Origin of the sequence: Citrobacter sp. Cpo147, assembly GCF_030332405.1 — a bacterium.
Classification (GTDB): Bacteria; Pseudomonadota; Gammaproteobacteria; order Enterobacterales; family Enterobacteriaceae; genus Citrobacter; species Citrobacter portucalensis.
In genome coordinates this window covers 1,266,477-1,279,422 of record NZ_JAOWHX010000030.1, presented here as the reverse complement: position 1 = coordinate 1,279,422, position 12,946 = coordinate 1,266,477, and the positions used below count along the sequence as shown (strand labels likewise).

10 protein-coding genes are annotated in these 12,946 nt (G+C 52.6%); 5 read left to right on the top strand and 5 right to left on the bottom strand.

All coding sequences use genetic code 11. The annotated features are described in order from the left end of the window. The first annotated feature begins 42 nt into the window (after window positions 1-42). From htpG to hemH, 3 genes are all read left to right on the top strand, one after another. A complete protein-coding gene (gene htpG, locus OGY06_RS08685; protein ID WP_286605100.1) occupies window positions 43-1,917 on the top strand; it encodes a molecular chaperone HtpG in 1,875 nt (624 codons plus the stop codon). Window positions 1,918-2,099: 182 nt separating this feature from the next. After that, a complete protein-coding gene (adk, locus tag OGY06_RS08680; RefSeq protein ID WP_003021773.1) occupies window positions 2,100-2,744 on the top strand; it encodes an adenylate kinase in 645 nt (214 codons plus the stop codon). 162 nt (window positions 2,745-2,906) lie between these two features. After that, window positions 2,907-3,869, top strand: a complete 963-nt coding sequence (gene hemH / locus OGY06_RS08675; protein ID WP_003831052.1) for a ferrochelatase — start codon at window positions 2,907-2,909, stop codon at window positions 3,867-3,869. On the opposite strand, the gene aes is transcribed toward hemH, so the two are convergent. Continuing rightward, window positions 3,866-4,825 carry an acetyl esterase gene (gene aes / locus OGY06_RS08670; RefSeq protein ID WP_063941323.1) on the bottom strand — a complete coding sequence of 320 codons (960 nt, stop codon included), beginning with the start codon at window positions 4,823-4,825 and terminating at the stop codon, window positions 3,866-3,868. The genes hemH and aes overlap by 4 nt on opposite strands. A gap of 152 nt (window positions 4,826-4,977) precedes the next feature. On the opposite strand from aes, the gene gsk reads away from it, so the two are divergent. Then, window positions 4,978-6,282, top strand: coding sequence for an inosine/guanosine kinase (gene gsk, locus OGY06_RS08665; RefSeq protein WP_003021781.1), 1,305 nt, complete (start codon window positions 4,978-4,980; stop codon window positions 6,280-6,282). Window positions 6,283-6,327: 45 nt separating this feature from the next. On the opposite strand, the gene ybaL is transcribed toward gsk, so the two are convergent. Then, a complete protein-coding gene (gene ybaL, locus OGY06_RS08660) occupies window positions 6,328-8,007 on the bottom strand; it encodes a YbaL family putative K(+) efflux transporter (RefSeq protein WP_003021783.1) in 1,680 nt (559 codons plus the stop codon). Between the two features lie 225 nt (window positions 8,008-8,232). After that, window positions 8,233-9,453, bottom strand: a complete 1,221-nt coding sequence (fsr, locus tag OGY06_RS08655) for a fosmidomycin MFS transporter (protein ID WP_003021788.1) — start codon at window positions 9,451-9,453, stop codon at window positions 8,233-8,235. A gap of 174 nt (window positions 9,454-9,627) precedes the next feature. Here fsr and ushA point away from each other — a divergent pair, with 174 nt between their 5' ends. Next, window positions 9,628-11,280 carry a bifunctional UDP-sugar hydrolase/5'-nucleotidase UshA gene (gene ushA, locus OGY06_RS08650; RefSeq protein ID WP_063941324.1) on the top strand — a complete coding sequence of 551 codons (1,653 nt, stop codon included), beginning with the start codon at window positions 9,628-9,630 and terminating at the stop codon, window positions 11,278-11,280. A gap of 107 nt (window positions 11,281-11,387) precedes the next feature. Here ushA and ybaK read toward each other — a convergent pair whose 3' ends face one another. Beyond that, window positions 11,388-11,867, bottom strand: a complete 480-nt coding sequence (gene ybaK / locus OGY06_RS08645; protein ID WP_003831056.1) for a Cys-tRNA(Pro)/Cys-tRNA(Cys) deacylase YbaK — start codon at window positions 11,865-11,867, stop codon at window positions 11,388-11,390. 200 nt (window positions 11,868-12,067) lie between these two features. Next, on the bottom strand, window positions 12,068-12,862 hold the full coding sequence (locus tag OGY06_RS08640) for a TraB/GumN family protein (protein ID WP_286605098.1): 795 nt from the start codon (window positions 12,860-12,862) through the stop codon (window positions 12,068-12,070). Between the last annotated feature and the right edge of the window lie 84 nt (window positions 12,863-12,946).

Sequence of the window (12,946 nt, the reverse complement as noted above, 5' to 3'; positions counted from 1 at the left end):
GTGTTTTTACCATTGAAAATGGCTTTGTTGAGGTAGATCTACATGAAAGGACAAGAAACTCGTGGTTTTCAGTCAGAAGTAAAACAGCTTCTGCACCTGATGATCCATTCTCTGTATTCCAATAAAGAAATCTTCCTGCGTGAGCTTATCTCTAACGCCTCGGATGCGGCAGACAAGCTGCGTTTCCGCGCCCTGTCTAACCCGGACCTGTATGAAGGCGACGGTGAGCTGCGTGTACGTGTTTCCTTCGATAAAGATAAGCGTACGTTGACCATTGCCGATAACGGCGTGGGGATGAACCGTGATGACGTTATCGATCATCTGGGGACCATTGCGAAATCCGGTACTAAATCTTTCCTCGAATCCATGGGTTCCGATCAGGCGAAAGACAGCCAGTTGATCGGCCAGTTCGGGGTGGGCTTCTACTCTGCGTTCATCGTGGCGGACAAAGTCACCGTGCGTACCCGTGCTGCGGGCGATAAGCCGGAAAACGGCGTGTTCTGGGAATCTGCGGGCGAAGGTGAGTACACCGTTGCCGACATCACCAAAGACGATCGCGGCACCGAAATCACCCTGCATCTGCGTGAAGGCGAAGATGAGTTCCTTGATGACTGGCGCGTACGTTCCATCATCAGCAAATATTCCGACCATATCGCGTTGCCGGTAGAGATCGAAAAATCCGAAGAGAAAGACGGCGAGACCGTGGTTTCCTGGGAAAAGATCAACAAGGCGCAGGCGCTGTGGACCCGTAACAAGTCGGAAATCAAAGACGACGAGTACAACGAATTCTACAAGCACATCGCCCACGACTTCACTGACCCGCTGACCTGGAGCCACAACCGTGTGGAAGGTAAGCAGGAGTACACCAGCCTGCTGTACATCCCGTCCCAGGCTCCGTGGGATATGTGGAACCGCGATCACAAGCATGGCCTGAAACTGTACGTCCAGCGTGTGTTTATTATGGACGACGCCGAGCAGTTCATGCCGAACTACCTGCGCTTTGTGCGCGGTCTGATAGATTCCAACGATCTGCCGCTGAACGTTTCCCGTGAGATCCTGCAGGACAGCACAGTCACCCGTAACCTGCGCAGCGCGCTGACCAAACGCGTACTGCAGATGCTGGAAAAACTGGCGAAAGACGACGCGGAAAAATACCAAACCTTCTGGAAACAGTTCGGCCTGGTACTGAAAGAAGGCCCGGCGGAAGATCACGCCAACCAGGAAACGATCGCTAAGCTGATGCGCTTCGCGTCTACGCACACTGACTCCTCCGCACAGACCGTGTCGCTGGAAGACTACGTGTCGCGTATGAAAGAAGGGCAGGAGAAAATCTACTACATCACCGCAGACAGCTATGCGGCAGCGAAGAGCAGCCCGCACCTGGAACTGCTGCGTAAGAAAGACATTGAAGTCCTGCTGCTTTCTGACCGCATCGATGAGTGGATGATGAACTACCTGACCGAGTTCGACGGTAAGGCATTCCAGTCTGTTGCTAAAGCTGACGAGTCCATCGACAAGCTGGCGGATGAAGTTGATGAATCGGCAAAAGAAGCGGAAAAAGCGCTGACACCGTTCGTTGAGCGCGTGAAAACCCTGCTGGGCGACCGCGTGAAAGAAGTGCGTCTGACTCACCGTCTGACCGACACGCCAGCCATCGTCACCACCGATGCGGATGAAATGAGCACCCAGATGGCGAAACTGTTTGCCGCTGCGGGCCAGGCCGTACCGGAAGTGAAATATATCTTTGAACTCAACCCGGACCACGTGCTGGTAAAACGCACGGCGGATACCCAGGATGAAGCGCAGTTTAAAGAGTGGGTCGAACTGCTGCTGGATCAGGCGCTGTTTGCTGAACGCGGCACGCTGGAAGACCCTAACCAGTTCATCCGTCGTATGAACCAGTTGCTGGTGTCCTGATACCCGTAATGTAATGCCGGATACGGTGTTTCCACCGCCATCCGGCATTTTCTCGCCTTATTTTTAATTTTCCCACCGTTAACCGTTTCAGCGTCGGGCGTCTTTCTTGAGCCAATTGCGTGATGGTGGTATCGTTTAGCGCTTTTTAAAAAATATCGACAACCTTTAAGGGGATTTTCGTAATGCGTATCATTCTGCTTGGCGCTCCGGGCGCGGGTAAAGGAACTCAGGCTCAGTTCATCATGGAGAAGTATGGTATTCCGCAAATCTCCACCGGTGATATGCTGCGTGCCGCCGTGAAATCTGGCTCCGAGCTGGGCAAACAAGCGAAAGACATCATGGACGCCGGTAAGCTGGTGACTGATGAGCTGGTGATCGCGCTGGTAAAAGAGCGTATTGCTCAGGAAGACTGCCGTAATGGTTTCCTGCTGGATGGCTTCCCGCGTACTATTCCGCAGGCAGACGCCATGAAAGAAGCGGGCATCAACGTGGACTACGTTCTGGAGTTCGATGTTCCTGACGAACTGATCGTTGACCGTATTGTAGGTCGTCGCGTACACGCTGCTTCTGGCCGCGTTTACCACATCAAATTCAACCCGCCTAAGGTTGAAGGTAAAGACGATGTTACCGGCGAAGAGCTGACCACCCGTAAAGACGATCAGGAAGAAACTGTACGTAAGCGCCTGGTGGAATACCATCAGATGACAGCTCCGCTGATCGGCTACTACTCTAAAGAAGCGCAGGCGGGTAACACCAAATACGCGAAAGTTGATGGCACTCAGGCCGTTGCTGACGTGCGCGCAGCGCTGGAAAAAATCCTCGGCTAATTTTTCGCGTAATAAACCTCTTATCAGGCCTGCCATTATCGCGTAGGCCTGATAAGCGTAGCGCCATCAGGCAAATTCTCGTCTTACCTCTCACAGCAATTAGTTCTTCTTTATCGCTTTTCCGCTACAATTATCAACAATTTGAATCGATAAGAGGCGGTAATGCGTCAGACGAAAACCGGTATCCTGCTGGCAAACCTCGGCACTCCCGATGCCCCAACCCCCGAAGCCGTTAAGCGCTACCTGCGCCAGTTTTTAAGCGATCCACGCGTAGTTGATACGTCACCTGCACTGTGGTGGCCGCTGCTGCGTGGGGTGATTTTACCGTTGCGTGCGCCACGCGTAGCCAAGCTGTACCAGTCAATCTGGATGGAAGACGGTTCCCCGCTGATGGTTTATAGCAAGGCACAACAGCGGGCGCTGGCAGAACGCCTACCAAATACCCCTGTCGCGCTGGGAATGAGCTACGGTTCGCCGTCGCTTGAAAGCGCGGTCGATGAACTGTTGGCAAGCGGGGTTGAACACATGGTGGTGTTACCGCTGTACCCGCAATATTCCTGTTCGACGGTGGCGGCCGTCTGGGACGAACTGGCGCGTATCTTAGCGCGTAAACGCGGTATTCCTGGCGTTTCATTTATTCGTGATTACGCCGATGACAGCAGCTACATCGATGCGCTGGCGAAGAGTGCCCGGGATTCATTTGCTCAACACGGTGAACCTGATTTGCTGCTGCTCTCCTACCACGGCATTCCGCAGCGGTACGCCGATGAAGGAGATGACTACCCGCAGCGCTGTCGTGATACCACCCGAGAGTTGGTTTCAGCGCTTGGCCTGCCGCCAGAAAAAGTAATGATGACCTTCCAGTCTCGCTTTGGTCGCGAACCATGGCTGACGCCATATACCGACGAAACGTTAAAAATGCTGGCGGAGAAAGGGACACAACATATCCAGGTTATGTGTCCGGGCTTCTCGGCAGATTGCCTCGAAACGCTGGAAGAGATAGCGGTACAAAACCGGGAAATTTTCCTTGAGGCTGGCGGTAAGCAATATGAGTATATTCCGGCGCTTAATGCCGCACCGGAACATATCGAAATGATGGTTAAACTGACCGACGCTTACCGTTAAAGCTGGGCTCTGAAGTAACGAGCGCCTTCCCGCAACGCATCGTCGGCGGTTTTCATCATTCGCGAATAGTGCAGGAAGGCGTGTAGCGTGCCGGGGTACATTTTGTACTGGCAGGGCTGCTGATGCGCCTGCAACGTCTGGAATAGTAAGCGGCTATCGTCAATCAGCGGATCAAACTCAGCGCCGGCGACAAAACACGGCGGCACGTCACGCGTCAGATCGTTATTAAACAGGCAATAATACGGTGACTCGCGATCGTCAGCGCTACGCAGGTACGCGTTTTCGTACATCTGCAAGTCCTCGCGGGTTAACCCATCCCACGCTCCGCCCATCAGCCGTCGGCTCAGTGAATCCTGCAGGCCGTAAAGCCCATACCACAACAGCACCCCAGCCACCTTGCCGCAGACAATGCGTTTATCCCGTAGCCACAGCGCGCTGGCAAGCGCCAGCATGGCTCCGGCGGAATCGCCCGCAAAACCGATATGATTCACATTAAGAGAATAGTCGCCAGCGTGCTGATGAAAATACTGGCAGACGGCGGCAATCTCTTCGATGGCTTGCGGGAAACGGGCTTCTGGCGCAAGCGAATAGTCGATACCAATTACCGTGCACTGCGTATAGCGCGCCAGCAAGCGCATAATACGGTCGTGGGTATCCAGATTACCGAGAATAAAACCGCCGCCGTGCAGATAATACAACGTTGCCAGGCTATGGGGCTGCGGTGAGTAAATACGTGTGGCCACGGGGCCGCATGCGGTAGAAATAACGCATTCGCGGGTATTCATCTCTGGGGCATCGGCATTCCACAGCTGCCGTTCATGAATGTAGTGCTGGCGCTGGGCCACGAAGTCATCTGCAGCGGGCCACGGCGGCAGATCGTCGCGATGAAAATTCACCACGCTTTTCATTTCATCCGAAATTCTGTCGAGTACGGGGATCTTGTTTTCCGGCTTCATAAAACGCTCCTTGTGAAGGTGAGTTATTGTAGAAATTAATCCCGTTTAAACTGCGATCTCACCGTCTGATATTGAAACTTAGCGCCGCATCGCATGCGTGGCAGGGAATGTGCTACCATGCATCGCTCAGTTAACCACCCGTAAAATCGACCATGAAATTTCCCGGTAAACGCAAATCCAAACACTATTTTCCCGTCAGCGCGCGCGATCCGTTGCTGCAACAAATTCAGCCAGAAAATGAAACCAGCGCAGCCTGGGTGGTGGGCATCGACCAGACGCTGGTGGATATTGAAGCCAAAGTGGATGATGACTTTGTAAAACGTTATGGATTAAGTGCCGGGCATTCTCTGGTGATTGCCGATGATGTCGCCGAAGCGCTCTACCAGGAACTGGTGCGTGAAAATTTGATCACCCATCAGTTTGCGGGCGGTACTATCGGTAACACGATGCACAACTACTCCGTGCTGGCGGATGACCGCTCGGTGCTGCTGGGCGTGATGTGCAGCAATATCGAGATTGGCAGCTATGCGTACCGCTATTTATGCAATACCTCCAGCCGTACCGACCTGAACTACCTGCAAGGCGTTAACGGACCGATTGGCCGCTGCTTTACGCTGATTGGCGAGTCAGGTGAGCGTACCTTCGCAATCAGCCCTGGGCATATGAATAAGCTACGGGCGGATAGCATCCCTGAATCGGTGATTGCCGGAGCATCCGCGCTGGTGCTGACGTCTTATCTGGTGCGCTGCGAGCCGGGTGAGCCGATGCCGGAAGCGACCATGAAGGCGATTGAATATGCCAAAAAACACAATGTGCCGGTGGTTCTGACCCTGGGCACCAAATTCGTCATTGCCGATAACCCGCAGTGGTGGCAGGCATTCCTGAAAGAGCATGTCTCTATTCTGGCGATGAATGAAGAAGAGGCTGAAGCGCTGACTGGCGAGAACGATCCGCTGCTGGCATCTGACAAGGCGCTGGATTGGGTGGATCTGGTGCTGTGCACGGCGGGTCCGGCGGGTCTGTATATGGCGGGCTTTACGGAAGAAGAAGTCAAACGTAAAACCCAGCATCCGCTGCTGCCCGGTGCTATTGCCGAATTTAACCAGTACGAATTCAGCCGCGCCATGCGCCATAAAGACTGTACCAATCCGCTGCGTGTGTATTCGCACATCGCACCGTATATGGGCGGACCTGAAAAGATAATGAACACCAACGGCGCAGGTGATGGCGCGCTGGCGGCATTGCTGCATGATATTACCGCCAACAGCTATCACCGCAGCAACGTGCCTAACTCCAGCAAGCACAAGTTCACCTGGCTGACCTATTCGTCGTTAGCCCAGGTGTGTAAATATGCTAATCGCGTGAGTTATCAGGTGCTGAACCAGCATTCACCGCGCCTGACGCGCGGTTTGCCGGAACGTGAAGACAGTCTGGAAGAGTCGTACTGGGACCGTTAAATCTTGCATAGGCCGGATAAGCGATAACGCTATCCGGCACGGACACTAACTGGCCGTAGCAACTTCACCTGCAGGCGGCGTTTCAATCAGCTCCAGCATGGTACGGGCGATTTCGCGCTCACCCATGACGACCTGGTTGGCGCCGCGTTCGGTAATATATTCCACCTCATCGTCATAATGCGCGCGGGCGATAATCTCAATCGACGGGCATTTCTCACGTGCAGAAGCGACAATTTCACCCGCTTCATAACCATTGGGAATGGTCAGCAGCAGCCAGCGCGCGCAATCCAGATGCGCCAGATTCATAATCTCTTCGTTGGCGGCATTTCCCAGTACCGCGCGGATCCCACGCTCGCGCAGTTCATCCACCCGGGTACGTGAGGTTTCGATCACCACCAGCGGGATCCCTGCAGCCATCAATTTCTCACCCAGCAGGCTGCCGACGCGACCAAAGCCAACCAGCAGGGCATGATTGCAGATATCCACCGGAATTTGCTTCTCTTCTTCGATAGCCTCTTCCAGCGTCTGCTCTTCCAGCGTTTCTGTTTTGGCGAGATATTTTTCTAACACCGCGAACAGCACCGGGTTGAGCATGATGGACAGGATTGCCCCCGCCAGTACCAGATTCTGTCCGGCCTGCGGCAGCAGGTTTAACGCCATTCCCAGACCCGCCAGGATAAAGGCAAATTCACCAATCTGCGCCAGGCTGGTGGCAATAGTGAGCGCCGTGCGTTGGGAGTGACCAAACAGGCGCACCAGGAAATAGGCGGCAAGGGATTTACCAAAGATGATAATCGCCAGCGTGCCCAGTACCGCCAACGGCTGCTGGATCAGAACTAACGGATCGAACAGCATCCCGACGGAGACGAAGAACAGCACGGCGAACGCATCGCGCAGCGGCAGGGTATCATGCGCCGCACGGTGGCTTAGTTCAGATTCATTCAGCACCATACCAGCGAAGAACGCGCCCAGCGCAAAGGAGACATCGAACAGCTCTACTGCGCCAAAGGCGATACCTAAGGCGAGGGCGAGGACTGAGAGGGTAAACAGTTCGCGTGAACCGGTTGCGGCGCTGCGGGCCATAATCCACGGTACCAGGCGACGACCCACCAGCATCATAATCGCGATAAACGCCACCACCTTACCGATGGTAATGCCCATATCGACGGCCAGCGAAGCGAAGCCGACATCTTCTTTTTCCAGCATCCCGGCGACGGCTGGCAGGAGAACCAGCGTCAGCACCATCATCAGATCTTCGACAATCAGCCAGCCAATGGCAATTTGCCCTCGCTGGCTGTCAATGAGCTGTCGTTCTTCAAGCGCGCGCAGTAGCACCACGGTACTGGCGGTTGAAAGACACAGACCAAACACGATCCCCACCATCAGCGACCAGCCTAATACGGCTGAAAGCGCCATACCCAGCAGCGTTGCCACCGCTATCTGGGCAATCGCGCCGGGAATGGCGATAGACTTTACCGCCATCAAATCCTTCAACGAAAAGTGTAGCCCCACGCCGAACATCAGCAGAATAACGCCAAGCTCAGCCAGCTCAGGCGCGAGCTTAGTATCAGCAACAAAACCAGGTGTAAATGGACCGGCCAGAACGCCCGCTAACAGATATCCCACCAGAGGAGAAATACGCAGTTTATTGGCAATCATGCCTAATATAAAAGCGAGCACAAGGCCGCCGACAATGGTGGTGATAAGCGGGGTGGCGTGATGCATTCCGTCTCCTTTGGTTGCTGTGATGATCCTAAAAACCCAAACTACGAGTAATAGTTTATGACAATTTTAATGTTTATGTTTATGAATAATTATTGAATTTTGAAGAAAACGGGATTTTACGCGCAAAAAAGCACGGATCGGAAAAGTACGGTGATATGTGAGAGGTAAAGGCTGATGGCTACTGCAAGTAATGACGGCCAAAATTTACTTTTGGCCGTCAGAAAATCAGGCTTTGTGTCGGTTATCAGGTAAGAATATGGTCAGTATCCCCAGAAGTGGCAGGAAAGCACATATTTTGTAGACCAAATCGATGCTGGTATGGTCGGCTATCAGCCCTAACACCGCGGCTCCCAAGCCGCCCATGCCAAAGGCAAAACCGAAAAATAGCCCAGAAACCATGCCGATACGCCCAGGAAGCAGTTCCTGTGCGTAGACCAAAATAGCAGAAAACGCCGATGCGAGGATAAAACCAATGATCACGGTTAAAATCCCGGTCCATTCCAGCGTTGCGTAGGGTAAAACGAGGGTAAATGGCGCAACGCCGAGGATAGACCCCCAAATAACATATTTTCTGCCAATTTTATCGCCCAATGGTCCGCCAATCACCGTCCCGGCCGCGACGGCAAACAGGAAGGCAAACAGGTGAAACTGGGCGTTTTGTACCGATAATCCGAATTTTTGCATCAGATAAAAGGTGTAATAGCTGCTGATGCTCGCCATATAGAAGTATTTGGAGAAAATCAGCACCAGCAGGATGCTTACCGCCAGCACCACTTTATTGCGCGGTAACGGATTTACGATGGCGACTTTCGGTTTTCCTTTACTCATCCGATGCTGCGCAGCGTACCAACGGCTGATTTGTGCCAGGACGACAATCGCTAATAACGCAGCCAGAACAAACCAGGCCACATTACCCTTACCATATGGCGCGATGATGACAGCTGCCAGCAAGGGTCCCAAAGAGCTACCGAAGTTGCCGCCAACCTGGAAAATTGACTGTGCCAGGCCGTGACGACCGCCGGAGGCCATGCGTGCCACGCGGGACGATTCCGGATGAAATACCGAAGAGCCGGTGCCAACCAGCGCCGCGGCGAGCAGCACCATATGGAAGCTGCCGGCCATGGCTAGCAAAACAAGTCCGCTCAGCGTGAAGCACATCCCAATGGGCAGCGACCACGGCATCGGGTATTTGTCCGTCCAGTAACCCACCACCGGTTGCAGCAGCGAAGAAGCAAGCTGGAAGGTTAGGGTGATCATCCCGATCTGCATGAACGTTAGCGAGAACTCTGACTGCAATAGCGGATAAATCGCCAGAATCAGCGACTGAATCATATCGTTTAGCAAATGGGAGAGGCTGATCGCTCCTAAAATGCCAAATGAGGTGCGTGCTTTAGCAACCGACGCTGACGCGCCAGCCACAGGCTGGGTTGGTTCACTTATTGCCATAGAAAGTCACTTCTGTTTGGGTTGCGATTATGAGGGTAATCTATTTTGTTATTATTACCTGACTAACATACCTGCGGAAGGTGTTTGAAGGAAGTCTCATTTCTGAAAACATTTTCGACTATTATTTCATATCATTGTAATTTCAGTCGTTGATTTTGGCTCAGGGAGAGAAATATGAAGTTTTTAAAACGGGGCGTGGCGCTGGCGTTATTAGCCGCATTTACGCTGGCAGGTCAGCCTGCACAAGCGTACGAAAAAGATAAAACCTATAAAATTACCATTTTGCATACCAACGATCATCACGGTCACTTCTGGCGCAGCGAATACGGAGAATACGGACTGGCGGCACAAAAAACGCTGGTGGACGGTATTCGTAAAGAGGTGGCAGAGGAAGGGGGAAGCGTACTGCTGCTTTCCGGTGGCGATATTAATACCGGCGTACCGGAGTCCGATCTGCAGGATGCGGAACCTGATTTTCGCGGGATGAACCTGATTGGCTATGATGCGATGGCGGTCGGAAACCACGAGTTTGATAATCCCATGACCGTACTGCGCCAGCAGGAAAAATGGTCCAAATTCCCGTTTCTCTCGGCCAATATCTATCAGAAAAGCACCGGCGAGCGTTTGTTTAAGCCGTGGGCTATCTTTAAGCGCCAGGATTTAAAAATTGCCGTACTCGGTTTGACTACTGACGATACGGCGAAAATAGGCAACCCCGAGTTCTTTACCGATATTGAGTTCCGTAAACCTGCTGATGAAGCCAAACTGGTTATTCAGGAACTGAATATGGGTGAAAAGCCAGACATCATTATCGCAACCACCCATATGGGACATTATGACAACGGCAACCACGGCTCGAACGCCCCTGGCGATGTCGAAATGGCGCGTAGCCTGCCGGCGGGATCGTTGGCGATGATTGTCGGTGGTCACTCGCAGGATCCGGTGTGTATGGCTTCAGAGAACAAGAAGCAGGTTGATTACGTACCGGGTACGCCGTGTGCGCCAGACAAGCAAAATGGGATCTGGATTGTGCAGGCGCACGAGTGGGGGAAATATGTGGGCCGGGCTGACTTTGAGTTCCGTAACGGCGAAATGAAAATGGTTAACTACCAGCTCATCCCCGTCAACCTGAAGAAAAAAGTGACCTGGGACAACGGTAAAAGTGAGCGCGTACTCTACACCCCGGAAATAGCTGAAAATCAGCAAATGCTTTCGCTGCTGACGCCGTTCCAGAATAAAGGTAAAGCGCAGCTCGACGTGAAAATCGGTAGCGTCAATGCGCGCCTCGAAGGCGACCGAAGCAAAGTCCGTTTCGTGCAGACCAACATGGGACATTTACTGCTGGCTGCGCAAATGGCGCGAACCAGCGCTGATTTTGGCGTAATGAGCGGCGGCGGCATCCGTGATTCCATCGAAGGTGGCGATATCTCTTATAAGAGCGTGCTGAAAGTACAGCCGTTCGGAAACATCGTGGTGTATGCAGACATGAGTGGGAAAGAAGTGATTGACTATCTGACCGCTGTAGCACAAATGAAGCCGGACTCCGGGGCCTATCCGCAGTTTGCTAATGTCAGCTTTGTGGCGAAAGATGGCAAGCTTAACGATTTGAAAATCAAAGGCGAACCCGTTGACTCAGCCAAAACCTATCGCATGGCGACCCTGAGCTTCAATGCGACCGGCGGCGATGGCTATCCGCGAATTGATAACAAACCAGGCTATGTGAATACCGGGTTTATTGATGCTGAAGTGCTGAAAGAGTACGTGCAGAAGAACTCACCGCTGGATGCCAGTATGTATGAGCCGAAGGGTGAAGTTACCTGGCAGTAACAGGGCGGAGCGCCGGATGGCGGTGCTTGCACCTTATTCGGCCTACAAGTCAGTGTGATTTGTAGGCCTTAAAGCTGCGCGCCATCAGGCAATCATTCTAAAATCGCTTAATCACGGCGTGCGATGTCGGCGAATTTCGCATCCAGAATTTTCGCCAGATCGCCTGCTGCCAGTTCGATATCCAGCCCGCGTTTGCCGCCGGAAACATAAATGGTGTCAAACGTCTGGGCAGGGGCATCAATGAGCGTTGGCAATCTCTTTTTCTGTCCTAATGGGCTGATCCCCCCCACCAGATAACCGGTGGTTCGTTGCGCAACCATTGGATCGGCCATATCAACCTTTTTAGCCCCCAGCGCCTTAGCGACCTTTTTGAGATCCAGTTGACCGGCTACAGGCGTGACCGCAACTGCCAGATGCTTCATATCGCCATTCACGGCAACCAGCAGCGTTTTGTAGACCTGGTCCGCATTCAAACCTAACTTGCGCACCACTTCATCACCAAAGTTCGTCTCGGACGGATCGTGATCGTAGGTATGGATCTGGAAAGAAATTTTGTTTTTTTCGAGTAATTTAACGGCGGGTGTCATAGCAATTATCCTGGACCAGACAAAATACGACTCAAGCATACGCCTGATGTCTGTCTAAAAAATAGTACCATCTTGCGCAATAGTATTGGCAGGATGATGACTTTGAGCGACAATCGAACTACACCGATGCTTTAAGCATTGGGATCATAATAATGATGAAATTCCTCTTTGACGGGCCAATAGAAATATTGGCCATTTTTTTACCGTAACATCTCCGGCAAATTTCCTTCTCCGTACAGATGCAACGCGCCAACGGCCACGACGTAATGACCAGCAGGCATCGCTCTGAGCCGATCGCGCCAGGCTGTGTTACGTTGATGCATCAATACGTCATACAACGACTGGCTAAAGGTATTGGGAAGCGTCAGTTCGCTATTGCGTGGCGGTGTTTTAAGCCACCAGCCCATCATTTGTTGCAACAATCTGGCATTGGTATGCCAGTGCGTCAGAGTATCGTCCAACAGGGCCAGTCCGTTATCAGGCAACTGACATAACAGCTCGATTTGACTGGATGCGCCTTCCAGCTCGATAACGGGTTTATGCGCTTGTTTTGCCGCTTTCAGCAATTGGTAATCAATCCCGTATTCTGCCCGTAGACCCAACTGCTGTGCCTGTGTCGCCTGTAATACCATGGCGATTTGCCACAACGGCTGAGTAGATAACAGCGATGGGGAAATGCCCAGTTCGTTGGTGACTTTACGCAGGTTTTCTAACTGCTCCGGGCTGATTCGTTCTTCGAGTGCGGCAAATGTAGGAAGGTTAGCAAACGGCGCGTCGTTACAGGAAACATCCGCTTCGACAATCAGCGCATCGGCATGGTTGAGTTTTTTGAGTAATTTGGCAGGCAGAGGTGCCATATCGCGACTGCCCATGTGAATACTGCCAATCAGATGAAAATGGCGGTTGCCGGGCAATGAAATGTCGATGGCAGGCCAGGTATAGTGGTTGCCGCGTAGCGCGGTGAAAAATGTTTTTACCCGGTATAACAGATCCATACGACCTCCCTAAGTAGACTTTCATGCTAGCGCGTGGTCCAGGAAGGTGCAATGCGAGAATCGCCGGATGGCGACGCGAAATCG